This is a genomic window from Caballeronia sordidicola (genome assembly GCF_001544455.2).
Classification (GTDB): domain Bacteria; phylum Pseudomonadota; class Gammaproteobacteria; order Burkholderiales; family Burkholderiaceae; genus Caballeronia; species Caballeronia sordidicola.
Window position 1 is genome coordinate 59714 of sequence record NZ_FCOC02000017.1, and the last position, 23558, is coordinate 83271.

A 23558-nucleotide genomic window follows, 5' to 3' on the forward strand; every position below is an offset into this window, starting at 1 on the left:
GCACTCGCGCCCGACGGAGAATATCCATGAAAAAAGTCATGCTGAGGGTTGTGGTGGCGGGCGTTTCGGCTGCTTCGCTGTGTATTTCGTGGTCGAGTTTCGCGCAAGGCGGCGGTAACGGGCAGGGCGGTACTGGCGGCGGAAATGCGCATGGCGCGGCTACGTCGGGAATGACGCATTGGGGCGATCCGGTATCAAGTTCGAATAGCGCCACGTCAGGCACCGTGCGCGGTCCGGGCATGGACAAAAGCATGGGCACGGACGCCATGGCGCCTGACAGCACGATGAATTCGCCCAAGAGTGTCCAGTAATGGAGAGCGATGAATCGTCGGCTAGCAAGCCGGCGATTCCACTTGTTGTTTTTTATGCGCCGCGCTTGGGCGTCGTAATCCAAGGACACAATTGCGCTTGAACTAAGCACCGGTATTCGGTTCCTACTTAAGAAGCACGGGAGACGATCAAATGCTTAAGTCAGTTGCATTAGCGCTATGTCTGGTTTTGCTCGGCGGCTGCGCAGTAGCACCGGGCTACGGTTATGCCCAACCTTACGACGCGGGCTATGCCGCGCCGTATTACTACGGATATCCGCCTGCGTATAGCAGCGTTTATATCGGCGGAGGCTGGGGCGGCGGACACTACTACGACCACGGTCACGGCGGTTACTGGAATGGCCACGGACATGGTTATGGCGGTGGATACGGGCATGGCGGCGGACACGGAGGCCAATGGTCTGGCGGCGGCCATGGGGGCGGCGGCCACGGCGGCGGCGGACATCGATAGACGCGTGGGTCAGTCAGAGCGGCTTTCAATGGCTCGGGATTGCCGCTCTTTTCTACTACAAATATCGATCAAACGGCGGGCGTGGCGTATAACCCCGATGCATCCGCAGATTCCTGATTGACGATATTTGCCTTGGCCGATTTTCGCCCGGCCTTAGCCGCGAATGCGCGTTTCGTTGTCAGCTTCTTTGCGCCAGCAGTTTTCGCGGCAGCGTTTTTGCGGGTTACTTTCTTGGCCGCCGGTTTCCTGGCCGGATCAATTTCCGTACTGCCGCTGATCAAGAACTTCGAGCGGTCCTTGACGTCCTTGATCCAGAGCGGTGGCCGGGCCCATCCGCTCCACGTGGCACCTGTTTTCGGATCACGATACTTCGCCGGCAGCTTGCCGTTGCCCGTTGCCGTGCCTGATGACTTCGCCTTGGCTGATTTTTGTGCTTTCGCCAGCTTTACTGCCGATCCGGCAGGGCGGCCTCTACGTTTCCTGGGCGTTGAAAGGTGCGCATCTATGTCAGCGGTCGTCAGACCGTGTGCTTCCATGAGCTTGCGGATATTGTCGAGGACCGATTGATTGCGCTTTGCAATGAGCGTCTCTTCTTGCGACTTGAGCTTTCGTAGCTTGGCTTGAATCTGTTCGAGCGTCGGCATTTTGGGTTCCTTGAAAAGTAGTTGTCCGCACTATGCCATGCACTAACTCGTTGCGGAAGTACTCCGAACCGTCTTGATATTAATTGCCGTTGTATCCCCGAATTTGTTTCAATTCTTTGCAGATCGATGATGCTTTATATAAGCCTATTGAAGGCTCGCTGGCGGTCAGAAAAGGATTGCATATTGATGTTGTCCCTTTGACTGCCATTCGATCGAAATACAAAGCCGGCAAGTCCGCGCGAACGGCTTAAAGCTGCGGACGATCCTAGACAGGTGAAAGCGCGCCACAAGCGCGCCACAAGCACGCCGGCATTCGTGGCGAGGCCGCACCTGCCGCCGCAATCAAAAATCCCGCGGCCAAAAACCCTACGCATGATTGCGCCATAAACGCAGCGCAAAGTGCGCTGCGTATCCTCGATTACAACCTTGATTATTTCTTCGGAGCTTTCGTAACGGCTTTCGATGGCTTGGAGGCCGGTTTCGAGGCCGTCTTTACAGAAGGTTTTGCGTCCGCGGCTGCCTTGCTCTTAGCCGTGGTTTTCTTTGCAGGTTTGTCAGGCGTTTCAGCCAAAGCCTTTGGCTTTTTCTCAACCGCGTCCTCGGTCTTCGTCTTGGTGCTTTTCCTGGCGGCGGGCTTGCTTGCTGCCTTGGACTTGGCCTTCGGCGCATCCTTACCATCTGTATCTAGAGCTGTTGCTGTTGCTTTTGCTTTAGACCGAGTGGTCTTTTTGACAGCTGCGCCGCTTGAGGGTTGATCGGCACTTGCTGATGCATTCTCGCTTTCCAGAAGTGCGCGCGCTTTTTGCCAGTATTCTTCAGAGCGTCCATGCGGGCGACCGTCCGCTTCCCACAAATGGTAAGCCTGCAGACGAAGCCGTTCTTCAAGGGATTTGTTTTGCATTCAGTTAACCGGTTCGGATTATTCGTGCGTTTATGTTACAGGAGCAGCATTTTGCGTGCGTGATGTTTCTAGTGAACGACAGTGCTTGCAAGTGAACGGTGCAAAGACATTTTTGCTGGTTCCATAATTGCATGCATCTCTGCAATGTCAGTCTTACCGGTGAAGGCTTAACGCGGACCAACGGCGTTGTCGCCCTTATTCAAACAAACGAACGCGCTAGACCAAGATACTTCACAATCACCGCAGCATTTATGGAAAGCGGTCAAGCGGCCGTCCTCTCCCGCCGACCTTGGATGGTCTTAAAATCCGACAAAAGAGCAGAGCCCCGGAGACGCAGATGGAGCATGCTTATTTCAAACTGCTGCACGTCCTGGCAGGGCACCCGGGTTGGGCGCTGGCGGTCGTAGTGCTCGCTTCGTTCCTGGAGTCGATAGCATTCATTGGAACCTTCGTACCAGGCAGCACGGCGATGTTCGTGGCCGGCGCGCTGGTCGGCACTGGCGTGCTCAACCTTGGCTGGGTTTTCGCATGCGCGATTGCCGGCGCGGTTGCGGGCGACGCCGCGAGCTACTGGTTCGGATGCCGCTACAAGGACAGCATCGCGCAGTCGCGGCCGTTTCGAACGCATCCCGGCATGCTGGGTGCGGGTCAACGCTACTTCGAAGCGCATGGCGCGAAGAGCGTGGTCTTTGCAAGGTTTATCGCGCCGCTGCGTGCAGTCGTGCCCGTGGTCGCCGGCATGCTCGGCATGCGCTCGTCGCGCTTCCTTGCAATCAACATTGTGTCCGCGCTGATCTGGGCGCCCTTGCATATTCTTCCGGGCGTGGTATTCGGGGCATCGATAGAACTCGCGGGCGCGGTATCGTTCAGGCTCGTGGTCTTGCTGGCGATCGCGGTCGCGGTGACGTGGTTCACCTTCAAGCTGACCGCGCTGCTGGTATCCCACGCACGCGCCTGGACGGACGCGTCGCGCCGCCGGGTGCTTGCCTGGGCGCGCCGCCATGACCGCGGTTTCGCGGGGCGCGTGGTGCTTGGCGTGCTCGATCCGAAGCATCAGGCCGCAGCGCTTATTGCCGTCATCTCCGTGTTGCTGCTGGTATCGGCTTCGGTGTTCTTCTCCATCTTGCACGACGTGTCGCACGGCGATCCGCTGGTTCAAATCGACGTATCGGTTTACCGCTTCCTTCAGGCTTTCCGGTCATCATGGGGCGACGCCGTCCTCGCGGTATTCTCGACGCTCGGCAGCGTCCCGACGCTCGGTGCACTCGTCATCCTGGTGGTCGTATGGATGGCGATCGAGCGCCGCTGGCGCACCATGGCTTACTGGCTGACCGCCGTCGCATTCTCGCAGTTACTGATCCTCGCAATCCAGATCACGACGGTGCATCCGCTGCCCGGCGAAGTTGCGTCCGGGCTGCGCGCGTTTCCAAGCAACCACGTTGCGGCGAGCGTGGTCATCTATGGATTCCTGGCGTTCCTGATCGCGCGCCGCGTGGGCATGGCATCGAGAATCCTGACCGCAATGGTCACGCTCGCCATCCTGTTTTCGGTTGCATTTGCAGGCGTGTATTTCGGCCACTTCACGTTCTCCGATGCCGTTGGCGGTGCGGCGTTGGCGGCGGCCTGGGTCTTCCTGATTGCGCTGACCGCGGTGTGGCGATACCCCGCGAAGCCGCCCGCCCGCCCGATGATGCCCGCCATTGTTCTGGCGCTGGTTGGCGCGAGCGTCGTGCTGCAATCGGAAGCGAGCATTCGGGCAACGGCGCAGGAACCTGCACCCGCGCAAATCAAGGTGACGGCGCTGCAATGGACGGATACCGTGTGGCGGACCTTTTCTTGCTACCGATCCAGCATGGACGGCGACCGGCGTGAGCCGATCACTATTCAATGGAGCGCAACCGCCGCGCAGATCAGTGCGCAATTGAAGGAGCGGGGCTGGACGAAGGGAACGCGTTTATCGGCGCGCAGTATCTTGTCGCTTGTTTCACCGAACGCAACGGCGACCGAGTTGCCTGTGTTGCCGCGACTGAACAATGGTGAACCCTCGGCGCTTGTTTTCACGCGCGAACACTTGAGCGCCGACGAACGCGATGTCCTGCGTTTCTGGCCCACGACGTATGTGGTCGAGCATCGGGGAGGACAGGCGCCCACGCCGATCTGGCTCGGCGCATTGGTTCACGAGCGGCTGGTGCGTCCGGCGTGGCCGTTCAACGTCTTGCGGCCCGACAAAGGCGTTGCATCGATGATCGCAACACACGGCGACGGCTCGCCGTGGCATGAACTGGAGGTCGCGAGAAGCGCCGGTTGCGGTGGCATTCCTGTCACGCTCGTGGCCTCGGACGAACGATAACGCCGACTATGGAACGCATCAGCGCCAACGCATGATGCAACATTGCGGGCATACCGCGTAATGAAGGTTTGGGGAGGCGGCCACTTGATCCAGATTCCACCGTCGGCGATAACCAGTTGGGGCAGCGCAGTCGTTTTCGTCAACGTGCTGGTGACGCGGCTTGGCGTGCCATTGCCGATCATCCCCGTGCTTCTGTTTGCGGGCTCGGCGATCGCAGCCGGCCTTCTGGTCTTCTCGCACGTCTTGCTCGCCGCGGTGCTGGCGGCATTGATCGGCGACTTCGCGTGGTTTTCCGCAGGACGGATCTATGGCGCGCGCCTCACGGATTTTTTCTCGCGCCGCTCGCTTTCCGTCGATGCCAGCATCCGGACCACGCGCAATCTGTTCGAGCGCTTCGGTATTGCGATTGTTGCCGTGGCGAAATTCGTTCCGGGACTCGCGCTCATCACGCCGCCATTGATGGGCACGACGATGATTTCGCCGCTGAAGTTCGTTGCGTGGGACGCGGCCGGTACGCTTGCGTGGGCCTCGTTCTGGCTGTTGGGCGGGGCGCTGTTTGAGCAGCAGTTGGCGATGCTGTTAATAGTGTTGAGGCCATACGGCGCGTCTATTCTGGACGTGCTCGCGGCTTCCGCGCTGTTCTACCTGATTTATCGATACGTCTTGCGCTGGCGCGTCAGGCGCTGGCTGCGCCGCAGGGTCATCACGCCGCGCAAGCTCAGTGAACTGATGCGGTCGAACTCGCCGCCAGTGGTTGTCGATGCACGCAAGTGCGCTGATCGCGACGAACAGGGCGTCCGGATTCCCGGCGCGCGTTTGCTTGATCCGGACTTCTTGGAAAGTATCGATATCGCGCTTCGTGCCGCCACGATCGTGGTCTATTCCTCTTCGAGCGATGTCGCCGCACGCCGGGTAAGCCGCCGGCTACGCGCAAAAGGCTTCGTGAATGTGCGGACGTTGTACGGCGGACTGGACGAATGGGTTCGGCTCGGTTACGCGGTCGAACCGCTGCCGCCTGATTTCGATGCAATGGGCGCATCCATGGCGCGATCCTGATTGCAGCTTCAACGACCACCCGTGTGTATCCATGCGTTTGTGGGGATGCGCTGCGCGCGGGCGCATGGCTAAATACTCCCAACGATGCACGGGGACAAGCTGACATCGATCAGTTCAGCATCGGATATCGGGGAAAAGCAGCGCGTTCGAGGGGAGAGGTGGCGTGCCGGCGACTGGACGAGGCGAGACGTCCGGTCGTCGGCGGCGCTGCGTAGTATCGAAACGAGGCGAGACGTCCGGTCGTCGGCGGCGCTGCGTAGTATCGAAACCTGACTTGAAAACGAAAACGCCGCGTTCAACCGCCGCTTGCGCCAGGTTCCCAATACACGTTCAAACCCATCAATTCAGTCAGCGTCTGCGCCGCCGCTTTCATGCGTTCGCCGACTTCGTTCATTGCGGGCACGGGCGCGTTATCGATGCGTTCTATAAATGGCGTTGTCAGCGTGGCAATTGCATGTCCGGTGCGTCCAAATACCGGGTACGCGAGATTCTTCACGCCCCTGACTTGCCGGCTAGGCATTCGCGCATGTCCGCGCTCGCGGATTCGCGCGAGATCGGCGGCAAGCTGTTTTGCATCGACAGGCAGTTCGCCATCTACCGGGACGTGAAGCTTCAACATGCGCTTGCGTTCGAGTTCTTCTTGGAACGCCATCAAGACCTGACCCGAAGCGGTATCGGTCATGCCGATCAGCGTGCCCACCTTCAACGAAAACCCCCACCGTTCGGGGCTTTCCACGCCCGCAACAATCAGCACGCGGCCGTCCTGATACACGCACAAATGGAACGATTGCCGCACGTCGTTGGCGAGTTGCGTCATCAGCGGCAAGGCGGTGGTCACGAGCGACCGAACCGGTTGATGCCTGTGCGCAAGCTGAAATAGCAATAGCGACAACACGTATCGATCACCCATGGCGAGCAGGTATCCGCGCGTCTCGAGCGTGACGACCATGCGGAAAATTTCCGCGGTGGTGCGCCCGAGCGTCTTGCCAAGGTCGGCCAGCGACAAGCCCTCCGGATGGCTCGCCAGCAATTCGATAATGTCCAGCCCCTTCTCGAGCGCCGGCGCCGAATATCGCGTGGTGTCCAAAGTCCCTCCGTCATTTACAGAATGTTCGCCTGCTTGTGTGGCGTGATTGTAGACCCGCCAACGCGCCTCCTTCGATAGAAAAAGCGCGCCTTCGTCCTTCGGGAAAACACCGACATAAATTCATATATGAAAGAGCGTTTTATCTCTAAAATGATTTGCATCGGTGAAGAGTGCGACAAACAAGGGGCGCTGATGGCTGAAGTGGCATTCAAACAGGTGCAGAAATCGTTCGGCGCCGTGCAGGTGTTGAAGCAGATCGACCTGACCGTCAAGGACGGCGAGTTCCTCGTGCTTGTGGGACCGAGCGGCTGCGGCAAGTCCACGTTGTTGCGCGCGCTTGCCGGACTTGAAGGCGTGACGCAAGGCCGGATCATGATCGACGGGCGCGTGGTCAACGACCTGCCTCCAAAGGACCGTGACATCGCGATGGTGTTCCAGAACTACGCGCTCTATCCGCATATGAGTGTGCTGGAGAACCTCACGTTCGCGCTGAAACTGCGTGATCTGAAGCCCGATGAAATCGCGACGCGCGCCAACCAGGCGGCGGCCATTCTCGGGCTGCAAGAACTGCTTGGGCGTTATCCGCGGCATTTGTCGGGTGGTCAGCGGCAACGCGTCGCCATGGGGCGCGCCATCGTGCGTGATCCCAAGGTATTTCTCTTCGACGAACCGCTTTCCAATCTGGACGCCAAGCTGCGTGTGCAGATGCGCGCGGAGATCAAGGCGTTGCATCAGCGCCTGCGTGCAACGACGGTCTACGTCACTCACGACCAGATCGAAGCCATGACGATGGCCGACCGCATAGTCGTGCTGAATGGCGGGGTGATCGAACAGATCGGTGCGCCGCTCGAACTCTACGACGATCCGGACAATGTGTTCGTCGCGAGTTTTATCGGTTCGCCGTCCATGAATTTTTTCAACGGCCGCTATGAATTGCAGAGCGACGGCGCGCGCGTGCGCATTGGCGACTTCTCATTGCCGGTTCCGCTAGTCAATGCTCGCGAAGGGCAAGAAGTGACGGTCGGCGTGCGTCCCGAGCATCTTCTGGTTGCGGACAGCGGCGGTCTTCCGTTCAACGTGGATGTCGTGGAACCTACGGGTGCATCGACCGAATTGTTCGGCACGGTCGCGGGACAGCGCTGCTGCGTGATCGTGAATGGACGCCTGGCTTTGCAGCCTGCACAAAGCGTTCGGCTCGCCGCGGAGCTGGACAACACACTGCTCTTCGATACCGGAACCGGCCGCAGGCTGCGCTAGAAGAACACACGAAAGCTCTGGCGCGAGACGTCACGGCATATAACAAAGGAGATGCACCATGCGTAAAGACTCGATGAAAACCGCGGTGAAGATCGCCGTATCCGTGCTGGCTCTAGCAAGCCTGGCCGCAACAACCGCTGCACGCGCCGAGAACGAATACAAAGGCTATACGCTGCGCGTGAAGCTGATTGGCGGCGTGCAATACGAAGCGCTTTACACGCGTATTCCGCTCTGGGAAAAGGAAACTGGCGCGAAGGTCGAGATCATCTCGCGCAAGAGTCACTTCGAGCTTGATCGCGAGTTGAAGCAGGACATTGCGTCTCAGCATATCGACTATTGCGTGTCCTCGAATCACACGAACTTTTCCGCGCAATACCCGATCTTCCGTGATCTCAAAGGCTTGTTCCCCGCGAACTATCTCGCGGCGTTCGCGCCGGCGCTATTGAAGCAGTCCGAGGTGAAGGGGCAACTCGTGCAGATTCCGAGGTCGACGGACATTGAAGCGCTCTACTACAACAAGACTGCCTACACCGATCCCGCGAATCGCGGTGCCTACAAGCAGAAGTTTGGTCAGGATCTCGCGCCGCCAAAGAACTTTGCCGAGTTCACGCAGCAAGCCACGTTCTTTACCAAGGCGCCGAATTTCTATGGAACGCAATTCCCCGGCAAGGACGAGGCGCTGACAGGCACGTTCTATTCGCTGCTGGTCGCAAACGGCGGCCAGTTACTCGATGGCAAGATGAAGCCGGTCTTCAATTCACCGGCCGGCGTAAAGACGCTTGACTGGTTCGTGAATCTCTATAAAGCCGGCGTGGTGCCCAAGGGCGTTCCAAGCTATGTCTGGGACGATCTGGGCAATAACTTTGCATCGGGCAAGGTCGCGCTTGATCTCGACTGGCCGGGATTTGCGTCGTTCTATAACGACCCCAAGACGTCGAAGCTCGCCGGCAATGTAGGCGTGGTCCGCGCGCCGCTGGGCGCCGCGAACAAGCGGCCGGGCTGGTCCGGTTCGCATAGCTTCTCCATTACCAAAGTCTGCGCGCGGCCGGAAGTGGCGGCGAGCTTTATCCAGTTTCTGACAAGCAAGGATTCGCAACTGGTTGAAGCGCGGCTCGGCTCCATTCCTTCGCGCGTGGATGCGCAGCAAGCCATCGTCCAGGAGTTCAAGACGAAGGACGATCACTTCATGGCGGATGCAATTGCCACGTTTAGCCAAGCCGCAAAGGAAGACTCGTTCACACCGCCGCGCATTGCGCAATGGAACGAAATTTCCAATGCGTTATGGCCGGAGTTGCAGAAGGCGATCATTGGCGATGAAACCTCGCAGCAAGCGCTCGACAAAGCCGCGAAGAAAGTTGCGGACATCATGCAGGACGCGGCGGACCAGTAACGCTTGATCCAACCGAAACGACTCCAGGCTTCCGATGCAATCCAACACGCCTTATTCGATCGGCGGCGAGCCCGCTCTGGCAACACCGCGCTGGCGTATTCCGCTGCCGGTCAAACTGCTTTTGCCCGCGTTTTTCGCAGTCGGGTTAGTGGTTGTGCTGCCGCTGTTGTTCTCGTTTTATACGAGCTTCACGGCTTACCGTCTCACTGATCCGGACACGCTTTCGCACTGGATCGGCTGGCGCAATTACGGGCGTGCGTTTGCGAACGCGGACTTCTGGGCCGCGTTCGGACGCACGATCCTGTTCCTGACCGTCGCGCTGAATCTGGAACTCCTGCTTGGCCTTGGCGTTGCGCTGCTGCTCAATCAGGTGACCAGGGGACAGCGCGCACTGCGCACGGTGATGATGTTTCCCATGATGTTTTCGCCGGTCCTCGTCGGCTTCCAGTTCAAGTTCATGCTCAACGACAGCACAGGCATTGTGAACAACCTGATGCAGACGTTGTTCGGCGCCAAGTCGGCGTTTCCGTTTCTTGTCGATGCAAACTCGGCACTTGCGTCGTTGATCGCGGCGGAGGTCTGGAACTCCACGCCAATCTTCGCGGTGATCCTGCTCGCGGGTTTGATGGCGTTGCCAAAGGACCCCATAGAAGCGTCGAAGGTCGATGGCTGCACGTCGTGGCAAACCTTCAGGTACGTGACGCTGCCGTACCTGATGCCATTCGTTTATATATCGATGACGATTCGCTCACTCGATGTCGGCCGCGCCTACGACATCGTGCGCATCATGACGAACGGCGGTCCGGGCGGACGCACGGAGTTGCTCTGGACGATGGTCGGCCGCATTGCCTACGACGATTCGCGCATGGGTTATGCAAACGCGATTGCGTACGTTTCGGTGCTCGTGTCGATTCTCTTCACGCTGTATTTTTTCCGCAAGCTAAGCGGTGCGCGCAAACACATGGGGCCAGCCTGACATCATGAGCGATATGGCAATCAAAGGCGCATTCATGCGCAAGTCGGCAATGTGGTTCGGCGTGTTTATCGTCATGGCGATCATCTGTTTGCCCGGGCTTTGGGTCGTGCTCAACGCGTTCAGGTCCAACGTGGCGATCCTCTCGAATCAATCGCCGCTGGTTGGATCGAGTTACACACTGGATAACTTCAAAAGCATGTTCGGCTATGGGCAGATGGCGTCGCTGCCCATCAGCCAGTATTTCATTAATTCCGTGATCATCTCCTGCGTGAGCACGGTTGCCGCGCTTGCCGTGGGCATACTTGGCGGCTACGCATTCGCGCGCTTCGACTTCAAGCACAAGAAGCTCATGTTCGTCACGCTGATGCTCACGCGCGCCATTCCGGGCATTGCGTTGTCGTTGCCTATCTTCATGCTTTGGGCGTGGACGGGGCTGCTCGATACACGCATTGGCGTAATTCTGGTCTATCTCGCGATGAACGTGCCGTTCACCGTATGGCTCATCGATGGCTTCTTTCGCGAGGTTCCGATCGAGTTGTCGCAAGCCGCGCAAATCGATGGATGCAATCGCTGGCAAGCATTCTGGCGCATCGAGTTGCCGCTTGCAAAAAGCGGCATTGCGTCGGCGGGCATATTCGCTTTTCTCACGAGCTGGAACGAGTTCGCGCTCGCCACGCAGTTGTGCCGAAGCCCCGACACCAAGACATTGCCCGTTGGGCTCATGGACTTTACCGCGCAGTTCTCCGTCGACTGGGCCGGCATGTGTGCAATGGCCGTGATCATCATCATTCCGGCAATCGTGCTGACGTTCATTGTGCAGAAACACTTGATCGCGGGCCTGACGCTCGGCGGCGTCAAGGGTTGAATCAAGCTGAGAGGAAATAGAAGAATGACAACTATCGATACCATCGACATTCGTCAGGTCGACCTGCAACCCAAGGTAAAACGCACGGACGCAATCCAGTCGTTCGTGGTCCAGGAAACGGTGCTCGTCACGATCCATTGCAGCGACGGCAGCACAGGCACGGGTTATACGTACACCATTGGCACGGGTGGGTCGTCAATCGTTGCGCTATTGCACGATCATCTCGCACCACGTCTGATTGGCCGAAATCCAGCGGAGTACGAAGCAATCTGGCGTGACCTGTTTTTTCACACGCACGCCACGGCGGTCGGCGCGATCACGAGCCTGGCGCTCGCGGCTATCGATACCGCCTTGTGGGACCGCAATACGCGGGTGGCAAACATCCCCTTGTGGATTGCGGCGGGCGGCGCAAAGCCGCGCACGCGCACGTATTCCACCGAGGGCGGGTGGCTGCATTTGCCGGATAAGGAACTCGTCGATCAAACCGTGCAGGCGCGCGACGCTGGCTTTCATGGCGCGAAGATCAAGGTTGGCCGCGCGCATCTGGCGGAAGACATGCGGCGGCTCACAGCGGTTCGCGAAGCCATGGGCGATGACTTCGAGATCATGGTCGATGCAAACCAGGGCTTCACGTTGTCGGAAGCCATCCGGCGTGCAAACGCATTCGAACCGCTGCGTCTCGCATGGCTCGAAGAGCCTATGCCCGCTGAAAACATCGCCGCGCATCGGCGTTTAAATGCGGCAAGCTCAACGCCCGTTGCCGTCGGCGAATCGATGTATCACCCGGCGCAGTTCGCTGATTACCTGAAAGGGGATGCATGCTCGATCGTGCAGGCGGACGTGGCGCGCATTGGCGGGATCACGCCGTGGCTCAAGGTTGCGCATCTCGCGGAAACCATGAACGTGTCGATCTGCCCGCACTTCCTGATGGAGTTGCATGTGAGTCTGTGCGCCGCCGTGCCTAACGCAACGTGGCTTGAATACATTCCGCAACTCGACGCGTTGACGGGCAAGCAGGTCCAGATCGAGCAAGGCTATGCGGTCGCGCCAATGGAACCGGGTATTGGGATCGACTGGGATTGGGACGCGATTCATGGAACGCAGCGCACGTATGTTCGCGTGGATGGCCGCGCGGCGGCATGAATCATGATTGCAATCGTTAGCCGCCATTGCCTGGCGCTCGACTTGCGCGACGACCCCGCGGTGATCGCGCAATACGATGAATATCACGAAGCTGTCTGGCCCGAGGTGCTGGAGGCGTTGAAGGCGTCGGGCATTATCGATATGACGATCTGGCGGCGCGAAACGCGGCTTGTCATGCTGATCGAAACCGGACCCGATTTTAGCCCGGATAAACTCGTCGCCGGCCCCGATGCGCATCCGCGCGTCACGGAATGGAATGCGTTGATGGCGAGTTTTCAGCAGCCGTTGCCGAATGCAACGAGCGCCGAATGGCAACCTATGAGACTTGCGTTCAACATGCAGGCGCAATTGAAGAGGGGCGCTTGAATTCAGGCAATGTGCAGAATCGCGGAGAAAATCGCCACCGCAAAGGCAACGCCGCCAATGAGACATGCTGCAACCACACACAATTGCCAAAGCGTCTTCATTTGCAGGGCCAAAAAAGAAGGCCGCTGGGCGGCCTTAGAGGGGTACTACAGGGGGATCAAGACTTTAGGATAGCGCTCGATCCTTAAGGCAACATTAAGCTGCGGCAATCGCGCGAGCCTATGTCTTACCGAAGCTTTTCGCTCCACGCAAAAACCAATGCCGGATGAACGTGTAGTTCATCCGGCATTGGCATTCCCGCTTCCTACGTTTTGCGTGAGTCGCGGATGTGGGTCAGTCTGACGATCGCGGCTTTGAGCAAATTCATCAAACTTAGTTATGCGAGTACAGCGATTGCGTGGTGTTCGCGCGGACGCGGCTGCCCGATTGCGATTGCGTGTCTTGCACGCCGCCGTAGGACTTTGCTTCGGCGTTGGCTTGTGCGTTTTCAGCGGCGACGGTTTGTGCGCTTTGGCCGCGTTGCGAAGCGGGCGCGCCGACCGTCGGGTTATACGACGGCGCCGGGCCGTAACCGCTGCTGGCGAATGCGGGCGCAGCCAAGGCTGCGGAAGTGGCGATCAACAACGTGGCAATAAGATTCTTTTTCATGATGCGCTCCGATATTCAGTGATAAGGGGCGCAGTGGCTGATTTGTTCTGCTCACTGCGTCGATGAAATGCAGTGTATACCCTTACTATCGGTTTATTGTGGTTGATAGTCGCAAATCTGTTTTCGGGATATGCGAATAATGAGATGCCCGGACCAACTGGGAAAAATCAGCCGTGAAGCGTCTCGATAATCGCCGCGGTAATGCTGCTTCGCCCATAGGAAGCCCGCTCGATCATTCCGACCGTCCGCAAAATGGGCGGCTGCGCAATCGAAATCAGCCGCAGCGAAGGATCAGCCTGCCATCCCGCCCGATGCAGTTCCGGCAATACCGTCACGCCTACGTTTTTCCTGACGAGCGCGACTATCGTTTCAATTGAATTCAGCTCCAGATATTCCTTCACCTCCAGCCCGAGTGCCGTCAGCGCATGGTCCACGACCACGCCAGTGCGCACCCGCCGGTCAAACCTCAAGAATCCATTCGATGCCAGAATGCGACGCGGATCGGTATCGGTGATATCGCGGCTCACGACCAGCATCAGCGGTTCCGTATAGAGCGGCGTCCATTTCAGCGTGTCGGGCAGCGTCTGATCGGGCCGCGCGACGACCGCGGCGATATCCACTTCGCCCTGCTCCACCATCACGGCGAGTTCGTCCGAGCGCGCTGACAACAAGCGCACGTCGAGCCCCGGATGCGCAGTTTTCAACTTCGCCACGCCGAGCGACAACGCGCCAATCACCGATACCACCGCGCCGATCACGACCGGTCCCTGCATGGAATCGGCGGGCGTGGCCTCGAGTTCATCGAGCAGATCGAGGATCTGTTCCACCTTCGAACGAATCTCGTGCCCTTGGCGGCTCAGCACAATCTGCCTCGCGCTGCGATCGAAAAGCTGCCGGCCGAGCGCTTGTTCCAGGCCGCGCATCTGCAAGCTGACGGCGGCTTGCGTGAGCGCAACCTTGTCGGCGGCAGCGGCGAAGGAACCCGTCCTTACGACCGCGCGAAAAGTCTTCAGCATCCGGATGGTCGGCATCGGCGTTATTCAAGGAAACATTAAGTGTCGAAAAGAAAGTTTAATATTTCCTGATGCTTTGCGCCGGACATAATGAACATGAATGTTGGGCGACTACGCTTAAGCTATGGCGCAGTTCGCCGCTTGTCTTGCCACGCCGCGGAGTGTTGAAATTTGTCGATGTTGAATAAGCCGCTTTCCAATCAGCCCACGAAAACTCCAGTACTCGAAGTCAGCGGTTTCTCGCTGAAATTCTCGCGCACCGCGAACGTGCCCAACCTGGTCGAAGACGTCTCGTTTGCCGTGAACGCGGGCGAGACCTTGTGCATTGTCGGGGAATCGGGCTGCGGGAAAAGCGTCACGTCGCTCGCGATGATGGGTTTGTTGCCAAGCCCGCCAGCAAATATCGTCGCGGGAAAGGCGATGTTCGACGGCCGTGATCTCTTCAAGCTCAGCGAACGCGAACTCGCCGATATCCGCGGCAACCGCATGTCCATGATCTTCCAGGAGCCCATGACGTCGCTCAATCCGGCGTTCACCATCGGGCATCAGATTGCGGAGTGCGTGCAGCGGCATCGTGGATTGAAGGGCGCGGCGGCGCGCAAGGAAGCGCTGGAAATGCTGCGCCTCGTGCGCATTCCCGCGCCGGAAAAACGCCTCGATGCTTATCCGCACGAACTCTCGGGCGGCATGCGCCAGCGCGTGATGATTGCAATGGCGCTCGCCAACCGCCCGCAACTGCTGATTGCCGACGAACCCACGACCGCGCTCGACGTCACCATCCAGGCGCAGGTTTTATTGCTCGTGCGCAACCTGCAGGCCGAAACCGGCACGGCAATGGTCCTGATCACGCACGACCTGGGCGTGGTTGCGGAAGTCGCGGATCACGTCGCCGTGATGTATGCGGGGCGGATCGTGGAATACGGTTCGGTGGATGAAATCTTCGATGACCCGCAACATCCGTACACCATCGGTTTGATGGGCGCGATTCCATCGGTGGGAAAACGCGAAGGCGCGTTGGCGACGATTCGCGGATCGGTGCCGTCGCCGGAACAGATGCCGAGGGGCTGCCGGTTCGCGCCGCGCTGTCCGCTCGTGGAGCAGCGGTGTATCGAACAAGTGCCGCCCGACAAGATGATCGATGGCTCGCATCGTGTTGCGTGCTGGGTCGCGCCGGTCGAGCCCGTGGCTTTGTATAACGAGGCGGCTGCATGAACCCGCCCATCATCGAAGCGCAGGAACTGACCAAGCACTTTGGCGGCACGCGCAGCCTGTTCACGCGTGCGCCGACCGTCTATGCCGTCAACGGCGTGTCGTTCTCCGTGCAGCAGGGCGAGACGTTTGCCATTGTCGGGGAATCGGGCTGCGGGAAGTCGACGCTTGGACGCCTGTTGCTGCGCCTGATAGACAGCACCGAAGGACGCGTGATCTATCAGGGCAAGGACATCACGCATCTGGGCACCGAACCCATGCGGCGTTTGCGCCGCGAGATGCAGATCATTTTCCAGGACCCGTTTGCGTCGCTGAATCCGGGGATGACGGTGGGACAGATTATCGGCGAGCCGATTGCATTGCATGGTCTCGCGACAGGCGCGGCGCTTCAGGCGCGCGTCGCCGATTTGCTGCGCACGGTGGGATTGCAACCGGGCTATGCCGAACGATATCCGCATGAATTTTCGGGCGGCCAGCGGCAGCGGATCGGCATTGCGCGCGCGCTGGCAGGCGAGCCGAAACTGATTGTCGGCGACGAACCCGTGTCCGCGCTCGACGTGTCCGTGCAGGCGCAAGTAATTAACCTGCTTGAATCGCTGAAGCAGGAACTTGGTCTCACGCTGATCATGATCGCGCACGATCTCGCGGTGATCCGCCATATGAGCGATCGCGTCGCGGTGATGTATCTGGGCGAAATCGTGGAGATGGCGGACGTCGACGATCTCTTCGATCAACCTTTGCACCCTTACACGCGAGCGCTGCTTCAGGCAATTCCGGCAAGCAGTCCGCGTCAGCGCCGCAGCAAGGCGGCGCTTGCGGGCGACTTGCCGAGCCCGACTTCGCCGCCTTCGGGATGCCGCTTTCATCCACGATGCCCGCACGCAAAAGCGCGGTGCGCCGACGAACAGCCGGTCAACGAAACCTTGCCGAACGGGCATCGCGTGGCTTGCCATTTCTGGCGCGAAATCCAGAACGCGGGCGGCGGTGCGCCGCTTGTTTCCATTGTGAGTCCGAAGCTGACCGAGCGGCTCGCGGTGTATCGGCAGCGTCAGGGCGTCATTGATGGCGCGCTTAAAGAACCGCTCAAAGAACATTCGAATACACGATAAAACGGGGAAATTCAGATGCGAAAGATTCTCTTGGCCGCGGCGCTCGCCGCCAGCACCAGCGCCGTCATGGCACAGTCGAACTCGACCATCCGTATCGGCTTGCAGGACGATATCGGCACGCTCGACCCCGCGCGAAGCAGCCAGGTGGTCGACCGGATTGTGTTCAGTTCGCTGTGCAATTCGCTGGTGGACATTGGGCCGGACCTGAAGATCGTGCCCATGCTCGCGACCTCCTGGAGCATGAGCGCCGACAACAAGACGCTCACGTTCAAGCTGCGTCAGGGCGTGAAATTTCACGACGACGAACCGTTCGACGCCGCCGCCGTCAAAGCCAACCTCGACCGTTCGCGTTCCATGCCCGCGAGCAATCGCAAGAGCGAGCTGGCGTCGATCGATCATGTGGACGTGGTCGATCCAGGCACCGTCGCGATTGTTTTGAAAGCGCCCGACGCCGCGTTGCTCGCCACGCTTACGGATCGCGCCGGCATGATGCTCGCGCCCAAGACGCTGACCGATGACGCGGGCGTTACCACGCATCCGGTGTGCTCGGGCCCATACAAGTTCGTGCAGCGCGTGCAGAATGATCGCGTTGTGCTGGAGAAATTCGCGGGCTATTGGGACGCCGGCAAATACCCGATCCAGAAGGTCGTCTTCCAGCCGATTCCGGACAGCACCGTGCGTCTCGCGAACCTGCGCTCGGGGTCGCTCGACATGCTGGAACGTCTTGCGCCTTCCGACGTGGCATCGGTGAAAAGCGACAAGAACCTCAACTTCATATCGACGAGCGGTTTAGGTTTCTACGATCTCACGTTTAACGTATCGAACGGAGCGCGCGCGCCGAAAGCGTTCAAGGACAAGCGCGTGCGCGAGGCGTTCGAGTTGTCGATCGACCGCGACGCGATCAATCAGGTGATTGGCGGCGGCATCTTCGCGCCGATCAACCAGGCGATTCCGAAGAACAGCCCGTACTTCGATGCATCGCTGCAAACCACCAAACGCGATATCCCGAAGGCAAAAGCATTGCTGAAAGCCGCGGGTTTCGAGAAGCTCGACATTGAACTGACGTTCGGCAATAACACGGTGTCGAACCAGATGGCGCAGATGCTGCAAGCCATGCTTTCGGAGGCCGGCATCAACCTGAAGCTGCGCCCGACCGATTACGCGGCCGCGCTCAACGCGTCGACCAAAGGCGACTTCGAATTGTTGTATCTCGGCTGGTCGGGCCGCACGGACCCGGATGGCAATCTGCATCAGTTCGTGACGTGCAAGGGCAACCTGAACTACGGGCGTTATTGCAATCCCGATGTCGACAAACTGCTGGACGACGCCCGCGTGAAGTCCACGGTCGCCGATCGCAAGACGGCCTACGACGCCGCGCAAAAGATCCTCGCCGACGAAGACCCGATCATCTATCTCTACGCGCAGCCGTGGCCGTACGCAATGTCGAAGAAAGTGCAGGGTTTCACGCCTTATCCTGACGGCTTGATTCGTCTGCGCGGCGTGAGCATCAAGGGATAACGCGCTCATGTTGCGAATCATCGCCAACCGCGCGCTCGTTGCAATCCCGACGCTGATCCTGGTGTCGATGATGATCTTCGGCCTGCAAAAAATGCTGCCCGGCGATCCGGTTCTGGCGATGGCCGGCGAAGACCAGAATCCGCAAGTCATCGCAACGTTGCGGCTGAAATATCACCTCGATGAACCCGTGCCCGTGCAATACGTTTTATGGGTACGGGATATTTTCCATGGCGACCTGGGCGCGTCGCTGCGAACCGATGTGCCGGTGACGAAGCTCATTGCGCAGAAGCTGCCGGTGACGCTGCAACTCGCCGTGATGGCGATGATCATTGCCATTGGCATTGGCATTCCGCTCGGGGTTTTATCGGCGGCGAACAAGGGACGCGCGCTCGACTACGGCGCGAATATTCTCGCGCTCACCGGCATGTCGATACCCAATTTCTGGCTCGGGATCATCTTGATCTTTGTTGTTTCGGTGAAGTGGCAGTTGTTGCCGTCATCGGGCTATGTTTCTCCGGCGGAAGATTTCTGGCTGAGCATCAAGACCATGCTGATGCCCGCGTTCGTGCTTGGCGCGGCGCTCGGCGCGCAATTGATGCGCCATACGCGCAGCGCAATGCTGAGCGTTCTGCGCAGCGACTACATCCGGACCGCGCGCGCGAAGGGCTTGTTGAAGGGCACGGTTGTTGTGAAGCACGGCTTTCGCAATGCGCTGATTCCCATTGTCACGGTCCTGGCCTTGCTGTTCGGCGAGTTGCTCGCGGGCGCGGTGCTGACCGAGCAGGTGTTCACTATTCCAGGCTTCGGCAAACTGGTTGTCGATGCGGTTTTCAATCGTGATTACGCTGTCGTTCAAGGCGTGGTGCTGGTGACGGCGGTCGGGTTTATCGTGGTGAATCTGTTCGCGGACGTGCTGTACATCCTCCTCAATCCGCGCTTGAGGAGAAGCTAATGGCGACCATTGTGGAAGCCGTGTTGCCGCGTAAGCGCAACCGCGCGCTGGGCCGCTTCATGCGCAATCGCGCGGCGGTTGCGGGCGCGGTGATCGTGCTGCTGGTGATCCTCGTTGCGGTATTCGCGCCTTGGCTTTCGCCCTACGATCCCGTTCAGGCGAGCTTCATGACCGTGCGGCAGGCGCCCTCGGCGAGTCACTGGTTCGGAACCGATGAACTCGGCCGCGACGTCCTCACGCGTCTGCTTTGGGGGGCGCGGGCTTCCCTGCTGGCGGGCGTTGTGTCGGTGGGAATCGCGGTCGTGATCGGCGTGCCGCTGGGTTTGCTTGCAGGCTATTTCGGCCGGTTCGTCGATGGCGTCATCTCCCGTTTCACCGACGCCTTGCTTTCCATTCCGTTCCTGATCCTCGCGATCGCGCTCGCTGCGTTCCTCGGCCCGAGCCTCACCAACGCAATGATCGCTATTGGCGTCTCGGCCATGCCGCGCTTCGTGCGCCTCACGCGCGGCCAGGCAATCAGCGTCAAGGCGGAGGATTACGTGGAAGGCGCACGCGCGATCGGGCTCGGCCATTTTCGCATCATCGTCCGGTACATCTTGCCCAACGTGCTGCCGCCGATCATCGTGCAGGCGAGTCTGACCATTGCCATGGCTATCATCGCGGAAGCCAGCCTGTCGTTCCTCGGACTGGGGCAATTGCCGCCCGCGCCGTCTTGGGGATCGATGTTGAACACCGCCAAGGACTTCGTGAGCCAGGCGCCCTGGATGTCGATATTCCCCGGTATCGCGATCTTCCTTGCGGTCCTCGGCTTCAATCTTCTAGGCGATGGACTGCGCGACGCGCTCGATCCGCGTGAGCTTTGAACAACGCCTGACTGCAACACTTTCACTACTCAAAGGGACGAATTTCCCATGACCCGCTTCAACTGGCAGAACCCTTATCCCACGCCGCGCTTGCCGGTGTTCGCGCGCAATATTGTGTCGACTTCGCATCCGCTTGCCGCGCAAGCTGGCCTGCGCATGTTGTGGAAGGGCGGTAATGCGGTCGATGCCGCCATTGCCGCCGCCGCTGCCATCACGCTGGTCGAGCCGGTATCGTGCGGTCTTGGCGGGGACGCGTTTGCGCTCGTTTGGGACGGCAAGAAACTGCACGGACTGAACGCGTCGGGTGTATCGCCGGCGGCGTGGAATGTCGATTACTTCAAGAACAAGTATGGCGAGCAGAACGGCATTGCGAACAATCCGAAGCGCGGTTGGGATGCAGCAACGGTGCCGGGCGTGATCGCGGGATGGGAAGCGCTGCACGCAAAATTCGGCACGCTGCCGTTCGCCGATTTGATGGAACCGGCCATAGAAATTGCCGAGCGCGGGCACGCGGTCGCGAGCATTGTTGCGTATAAATGGGCGGCGGCAATTCCCGAACTGAAGGATTACCCCGGTTTCGCCGAGACCTTCATGCCGCGCGGCCGTGCGCCGGAAATCAGCGAACTGATGCGTTATCCGGGACACGCGAAGACGCTGCGCACCATCGCGGAGAAAGGTCCGCGCGCGTTCTACGAAGGCGAGATCGCCGAGAAGATCGCGGCGTTCGCGAAGCAGCACGGCGGCGCGATGACAGCCAGCGATCTGCGCAACTACAAGGCGGATTGGGTCGAGCCGATATCGAAGGATTATCGCGGCTACACCGTGCATGAGATTCCGCCGAACGGGCAGGGCATTGCCGCGTTGATCGCGCTTGGCATTCTCGACAAGTTCGACGTGAAGGCGCTGACCGTGGACAAGATCGAGTCGCAGCATTTGCAGATCGAAGCCATGAAGCTCGCTTTCGCCGATGTCTACCAGTACGTCGCCGATCCGCGTTCAATGGATGTCACGCCCGAGCAGATGCTCGACGACGCGTATCTCAGCGAGCGCGCAAAACTCATCGATCCGAACAAGGCCAAGCACTTCGACTTCGGCATGCCGCCGGCGGGCGGGACCATCTATATGTCGGTGGCGGACGAGCGCGGCATGATGGTGAGTTTCATCCAGTCGAACTACATGGGCTTCGGTTCGGGCGTGGTCGTGCCGGACACGGGCATTGCGATGCAAAATCGCGGCTTCGGTTTCTCGATGGACCCGAAGTCCGCGAACGTGGTCGAAGGCGGCAAGCGTCCGTTCCATACCATCATTCCGGCGTTCCTCACGCAAAAGGTGAATGGCGCGCAAGAGGCCGTGATGAGTTTCGGCGTGATGGGCGGCGACATGCAGCCGCAAGGGCATCTGCAATCCATCGTGCGCATGCTCGATTACGGCCAGCAACCGCAAGCCGCCTGCGATGCACCGCGCTGGAAGGTCAATCGCGATTTCACGGTGGACGTTGAAGCGACGCTGGATACGGCAACGGTGAAGGCGCTGCAGGAATACGGCCACACGATCAAATCCGTCGATGATCCTTATATGGACTTTGGTTCCGGGCAGTACATCTGGAAGCTGGACCGTAACGATCCCGAGCGCGGCTACGTTGCTGCGAGCGATAGCCGGAGAGATGGATTGGCGGCTGGCTTCTGATTCGGACTTTTCAAGATACGCCCGGTTACTTTTATCGCATTCCCGTAGCACCTGTATCTGAATGCCGCTCCTACACTTGGTTGCGTAAACAAGCAAAAGCCAAGAGCACAAACAAGTGCGCGGAGAGACTAGATGAACAAGAAGATACTGGGTGCGGTACTGGGGCTGGGCGTCCTGATGGCATCGGCGGCAGCTTCCGCGCATGTCAACGTGGACGTGGGGATTGGCGTACCAGGATATTACGCGCAGCAGGCGCCCGTTTATGCACCGCCGCCGCCCGTGGTGGTTGGTTACGGTGGCTATCGTGACGATGGCTGGCGTGAACGCGAATGGCGCCGCCGTGAATGGCGGCATCATGAGTGGCGTGAGCATCGCTGGCATGATCGCCACGGATACTGATTTGCCGAAGGCCGCTCGCAGAACCGAGCGGCCTTTTTTGTTGCTACGTCATAAAGCTGGCGTCAGCGCATACCGCCGGCAATGTTCCAGATAACCCGCCTCATGACTGCTCACCAGCGCCACGATGCTTTTCCAGAGCCACGAAGGCGCATCGAGCGATTTGCTGCGCGCCCGCCGCAATTCCGATAACCACGCGCGTCGTCCCGCCTTGTCCATTTGCCGCGCGTGCGCCTTGCCAACTACCATTGCGAGGAAACGCGCGGCTTTCATCGCTTCTTCTTGCGTCAGTTGCTCGACCGTCAGTTTCATGTCCTGCGGCAGGAGTTCGCGAATCACCACGGAGCGATCGTTCAGCCGCGCCGAGCGCATGCGTTCGCCGAGCGCCGGTGTCAAATGCCGCGCGCCTTCCACAATGCGCTCGCCGTTATCGCGCGGCATGTCCTGGCCGGGATAACGCGGTGCGGCAGCCTTCAGCCCTTCCTTGATATCGATAAGACACAGGTCGTCGCCTTCCACCGCGCCACCATCCACGTCGAGAAGCACCGCATAACGCAGACGCCCCAGCGAACTGCAGCCTTTGACCCAATACGCGGCGTCGATGACCGAGACATTTTCCTCGTCGGCGTTCTTGCGTAACGCGACGGCAATGTCGGCAATCTCGCGACGCTCGAACAAGGCTTCTATCTCGCTGCGTTCTTCTTTATCGAGCGGCCAGAAACGCTTGCCGAGCGGAATGCTTGGCTCGACGTCCTCTATGCGCTCTATAGCTAGTTGCTGCCAGGTGCGCCGCACGGCTTCCTTCATCATCACGCGCACCGCTTCAGGCTTCGCGTTCTTGATCGGGCGATCCTTGGCGGTGGCGTCGAACGCATGTTCATAGCCTTCCGATAACGCTTCGATCATGCGCGCAGTCGTGACGCCCGGCAGGTCGGACCCGCGCGCCGCCGTTGCCAGCGATAAACCCAGCCGCACGATGTCATGCGCCGGATTGCCGATCACCGTCTGGTCGAGGTCGCGAATCTGGATCTCGACGTCTCCATCCGTGTTGGCGACCGGGCCGAGATTGCCGGTGTGGCAATCGCCGCAAATCCAGATGGCCGGGCCTTCGGGCAAGGTGTGACCTTCTATGCCGTCGAGCCATTCATAGAATTTGCTCGTGTTGCCGCGCACGTAGGCGTGCGCGGATTCGGCCATTTTCATGTTGCGGCGTGCAGTGAGCCGCGCCTGACGATCATTGGGGCCCGGAAGGGCGGAAGATTTTTTCTTGGGCATGGGATCGTCCTGTTGGTGCTCCCATTGAGCAAGACGCATGCCGTTGATTTGTAATGATTTTGTAGGGTCGTGCG

General features: G+C 59.4%; 23 protein-coding genes. 17 read left to right on the top strand and 6 right to left on the bottom strand.

The features are described from left to right. The first annotated feature begins 26 nt into the window (after positions 1-26). Together AWB64_RS22870 and AWB64_RS31675 are read left to right on the top strand one after the other, a co-directional pair. Positions 27-311 carry a hypothetical protein gene (locus AWB64_RS22870; protein ID WP_060857723.1) on the top strand — a complete coding sequence of 95 codons (285 nt, stop codon included), beginning with the start codon at positions 27-29 and terminating at the stop codon, positions 309-311. Positions 312-462: 151 nt separating this feature from the next. Continuing rightward, on the top strand, positions 463-780 hold the full coding sequence (locus tag AWB64_RS31675) for a hypothetical protein (RefSeq protein WP_075643326.1): 318 nt from the start codon (positions 463-465) through the stop codon (positions 778-780). Between the two features lie 68 nt (positions 781-848). Here the strand turns inward: AWB64_RS31675 and AWB64_RS22880 are convergent, their stop codons facing one another. Both AWB64_RS22880 and AWB64_RS22885 read right to left on the bottom strand, forming a co-directional pair. Next, positions 849-1424 carry an H-NS histone family protein gene (locus AWB64_RS22880; protein WP_060857725.1) on the bottom strand — a complete coding sequence of 192 codons (576 nt, stop codon included), beginning with the start codon at positions 1422-1424 and terminating at the stop codon, positions 849-851. Between the two features lie 430 nt (positions 1425-1854). After that, positions 1855-2325, bottom strand: a complete 471-nt coding sequence (locus AWB64_RS22885; protein WP_060857726.1) for a DUF2934 domain-containing protein — start codon at positions 2323-2325, stop codon at positions 1855-1857. A gap of 337 nt (positions 2326-2662) precedes the next feature. On the opposite strand from AWB64_RS22885, the gene AWB64_RS22890 reads away from it, so the two are divergent. Then, positions 2663-4675 (top strand): VTT domain-containing protein, encoded by a 2013-nt coding sequence (locus AWB64_RS22890; RefSeq protein ID WP_060857727.1) that lies wholly within the window; start codon positions 2663-2665, stop codon positions 4673-4675. 84 nt (positions 4676-4759) lie between these two features. Beyond that, the gene (locus AWB64_RS22895) at positions 4760-5731 is read left to right on the top strand and encodes a VTT domain-containing protein (RefSeq protein WP_167353939.1); all 972 of its coding nucleotides are present in this window, start codon (positions 4760-4762) and stop codon (positions 5729-5731) included. Positions 5732-6026: 295 nt separating this feature from the next. On the opposite strand, the gene AWB64_RS22900 is transcribed toward AWB64_RS22895, so the two are convergent. Next, entirely contained in the window at positions 6027-6818 is a 792-nt protein-coding gene (locus AWB64_RS22900; RefSeq protein WP_060857728.1) for an IclR family transcriptional regulator, read from the bottom strand. A 192-nt stretch (positions 6819-7010) separates the two neighbouring features. Here AWB64_RS22900 and AWB64_RS22905 point away from each other — a divergent pair, with 192 nt between their 5' ends. The 6 genes from AWB64_RS22905 to AWB64_RS22930 are packed head-to-tail and all read left to right on the top strand — an operon-like array spanning position 7011 to position 12815. Then, positions 7011-8075, top strand: coding sequence for an ABC transporter ATP-binding protein (locus AWB64_RS22905; protein WP_060857792.1), 1065 nt, complete (start codon positions 7011-7013; stop codon positions 8073-8075). A gap of 58 nt (positions 8076-8133) precedes the next feature. Further along, a complete protein-coding gene (locus AWB64_RS22910; RefSeq protein ID WP_099050589.1) occupies positions 8134-9465 on the top strand; it encodes an ABC transporter substrate-binding protein in 1332 nt (443 codons plus the stop codon). 34 nt (positions 9466-9499) lie between these two features. Beyond that, on the top strand, positions 9500-10441 hold the full coding sequence (locus tag AWB64_RS22915; protein WP_060857729.1) for a carbohydrate ABC transporter permease: 942 nt from the start codon (positions 9500-9502) through the stop codon (positions 10439-10441). Positions 10442-10454: 13 nt separating this feature from the next. Then, positions 10455-11306, top strand: coding sequence for a carbohydrate ABC transporter permease (locus AWB64_RS22920; protein ID WP_374728644.1), 852 nt, complete (start codon positions 10455-10457; stop codon positions 11304-11306). 24 nt (positions 11307-11330) lie between these two features. Next, complete coding sequence (locus tag AWB64_RS22925; protein WP_060857731.1) at positions 11331-12449, top strand: mandelate racemase/muconate lactonizing enzyme family protein; 1119 nt, start codon at positions 11331-11333, stop codon at positions 12447-12449. 3 nt (positions 12450-12452) lie between these two features. After that, complete coding sequence (locus AWB64_RS22930; protein WP_060857732.1) at positions 12453-12815, top strand: L-rhamnose mutarotase; 363 nt, start codon at positions 12453-12455, stop codon at positions 12813-12815. Between the two features lie 372 nt (positions 12816-13187). Here AWB64_RS22930 and AWB64_RS22935 read toward each other — a convergent pair whose 3' ends face one another. Continuing rightward, positions 13188-13463: a hypothetical protein gene (locus AWB64_RS22935; RefSeq protein ID WP_060857733.1), complete on the bottom strand. Its 276-nt coding sequence runs from the start codon at positions 13461-13463 to the stop codon at positions 13188-13190. Positions 13464-13630: 167 nt separating this feature from the next. Beyond that, on the bottom strand, positions 13631-14494 hold the full coding sequence (locus tag AWB64_RS22940) for a LysR family transcriptional regulator (protein ID WP_060857734.1): 864 nt from the start codon (positions 14492-14494) through the stop codon (positions 13631-13633). A gap of 159 nt (positions 14495-14653) precedes the next feature. On the opposite strand from AWB64_RS22940, the gene AWB64_RS22945 reads away from it, so the two are divergent. The 7 genes from AWB64_RS22945 to AWB64_RS22975 all read left to right on the top strand — a co-directional run bounded on the left by AWB64_RS22945 (position 14654) and on the right by AWB64_RS22975 (position 22212). Next, complete coding sequence (locus tag AWB64_RS22945; RefSeq protein WP_060857735.1) at positions 14654-15688, top strand: ABC transporter ATP-binding protein; 1035 nt, start codon at positions 14654-14656, stop codon at positions 15686-15688. Continuing rightward, on the top strand, positions 15685-16794 hold the full coding sequence (locus tag AWB64_RS22950; RefSeq protein ID WP_060857736.1) for an ABC transporter ATP-binding protein: 1110 nt from the start codon (positions 15685-15687) through the stop codon (positions 16792-16794). The genes AWB64_RS22945 and AWB64_RS22950 overlap by 4 nt, the downstream gene beginning before the upstream one ends. Before the next feature lie 15 nt (positions 16795-16809). Next, the gene (locus AWB64_RS22955) at positions 16810-18312 is read left to right on the top strand and encodes an ABC transporter substrate-binding protein (RefSeq protein ID WP_060857737.1); all 1503 of its coding nucleotides are present in this window, start codon (positions 16810-16812) and stop codon (positions 18310-18312) included. A 7-nt stretch (positions 18313-18319) separates the two neighbouring features. Then, positions 18320-19264 (top strand): ABC transporter permease, encoded by a 945-nt coding sequence (locus tag AWB64_RS22960; RefSeq protein WP_060857738.1) that lies wholly within the window; start codon positions 18320-18322, stop codon positions 19262-19264. Then, the gene (locus AWB64_RS22965; RefSeq protein WP_060857739.1) at positions 19264-20127 is read left to right on the top strand and encodes an ABC transporter permease; all 864 of its coding nucleotides are present in this window, start codon (positions 19264-19266) and stop codon (positions 20125-20127) included. The genes AWB64_RS22960 and AWB64_RS22965 overlap by 1 nt, the downstream gene beginning before the upstream one ends. A 48-nt stretch (positions 20128-20175) precedes the next feature. Next, on the top strand, positions 20176-21813 hold the full coding sequence (gene ggt / locus AWB64_RS22970) for a gamma-glutamyltransferase (protein WP_060857740.1): 1638 nt from the start codon (positions 20176-20178) through the stop codon (positions 21811-21813). Positions 21814-21945: 132 nt separating this feature from the next. Further along, positions 21946-22212: a hypothetical protein gene (locus AWB64_RS22975; protein ID WP_060857741.1), complete on the top strand. Its 267-nt coding sequence runs from the start codon at positions 21946-21948 to the stop codon at positions 22210-22212. 48 nt (positions 22213-22260) lie between these two features. Here AWB64_RS22975 and AWB64_RS22980 read toward each other — a convergent pair whose 3' ends face one another. Further along, entirely contained in the window at positions 22261-23484 is a 1224-nt protein-coding gene (locus AWB64_RS22980; protein ID WP_060857742.1) for a DUF2252 domain-containing protein, read from the bottom strand. Positions 23485-23558: the final 74 nt, after the last annotated feature.

What these genes read in the sequence shown, in the direction of transcription:
- AWB64_RS22880 (WP_060857725.1), bottom strand. Translation starts at nt 1,424, where the DNA reads ATGCCGACGCTCGAACAGATTCAAGCCAAGCTACGAAAGCTCAAGTCG.
- AWB64_RS22870 (WP_060857723.1), top strand. Translation starts at nt 27, where the DNA reads ATGAAAAAAGTCATGCTGAGGGTTGTGGTGGCGGGCGTTTCGGCTGCT.
- AWB64_RS22910 (WP_099050589.1), top strand. Translation starts at nt 8,134, where the DNA reads ATGCGTAAAGACTCGATGAAAACCGCGGTGAAGATCGCCGTATCCGTG.
- AWB64_RS22935 (WP_060857733.1), bottom strand. Translation starts at nt 13,463, where the DNA reads ATGAAAAAGAATCTTATTGCCACGTTGTTGATCGCCACTTCCGCAGCC.
- AWB64_RS22965 (WP_060857739.1), top strand. Translation starts at nt 19,264, where the DNA reads ATGGCGACCATTGTGGAAGCCGTGTTGCCGCGTAAGCGCAACCGCGCG.
- AWB64_RS22940 (WP_060857734.1), bottom strand. Translation starts at nt 14,494, where the DNA reads ATGCCGACCATCCGGATGCTGAAGACTTTTCGCGCGGTCGTAAGGACG.
- AWB64_RS22920 (WP_374728644.1), top strand. Translation starts at nt 10,455, where the DNA reads ATGGCAATCAAAGGCGCATTCATGCGCAAGTCGGCAATGTGGTTCGGC.
- AWB64_RS22945 (WP_060857735.1), top strand. Translation starts at nt 14,654, where the DNA reads ATGTTGAATAAGCCGCTTTCCAATCAGCCCACGAAAACTCCAGTACTC.
- AWB64_RS22885 (WP_060857726.1), bottom strand. Translation starts at nt 2,325, where the DNA reads ATGCAAAACAAATCCCTTGAAGAACGGCTTCGTCTGCAGGCTTACCAT.
- AWB64_RS22925 (WP_060857731.1), top strand. Translation starts at nt 11,331, where the DNA reads ATGACAACTATCGATACCATCGACATTCGTCAGGTCGACCTGCAACCC.
- AWB64_RS22930 (WP_060857732.1), top strand. Translation starts at nt 12,453, where the DNA reads ATGATTGCAATCGTTAGCCGCCATTGCCTGGCGCTCGACTTGCGCGAC.
- AWB64_RS22890 (WP_060857727.1), top strand. Translation starts at nt 2,663, where the DNA reads ATGGAGCATGCTTATTTCAAACTGCTGCACGTCCTGGCAGGGCACCCG.
- AWB64_RS22955 (WP_060857737.1), top strand. Translation starts at nt 16,810, where the DNA reads ATGCGAAAGATTCTCTTGGCCGCGGCGCTCGCCGCCAGCACCAGCGCC.
- AWB64_RS22915 (WP_060857729.1), top strand. Translation starts at nt 9,500, where the DNA reads ATGCAATCCAACACGCCTTATTCGATCGGCGGCGAGCCCGCTCTGGCA.
- AWB64_RS31675 (WP_075643326.1), top strand. Translation starts at nt 463, where the DNA reads ATGCTTAAGTCAGTTGCATTAGCGCTATGTCTGGTTTTGCTCGGCGGC.
- AWB64_RS22950 (WP_060857736.1), top strand. Translation starts at nt 15,685, where the DNA reads ATGAACCCGCCCATCATCGAAGCGCAGGAACTGACCAAGCACTTTGGC.
- AWB64_RS22975 (WP_060857741.1), top strand. Translation starts at nt 21,946, where the DNA reads ATGAACAAGAAGATACTGGGTGCGGTACTGGGGCTGGGCGTCCTGATG.
- ggt (WP_060857740.1), top strand. Translation starts at nt 20,176, where the DNA reads ATGACCCGCTTCAACTGGCAGAACCCTTATCCCACGCCGCGCTTGCCG.
- AWB64_RS22905 (WP_060857792.1), top strand. Translation starts at nt 7,011, where the DNA reads ATGGCTGAAGTGGCATTCAAACAGGTGCAGAAATCGTTCGGCGCCGTG.
- AWB64_RS22980 (WP_060857742.1), bottom strand. Translation starts at nt 23,484, where the DNA reads ATGCCCAAGAAAAAATCTTCCGCCCTTCCGGGCCCCAATGATCGTCAG.
- AWB64_RS22960 (WP_060857738.1), top strand. Translation starts at nt 18,320, where the DNA reads ATGTTGCGAATCATCGCCAACCGCGCGCTCGTTGCAATCCCGACGCTG.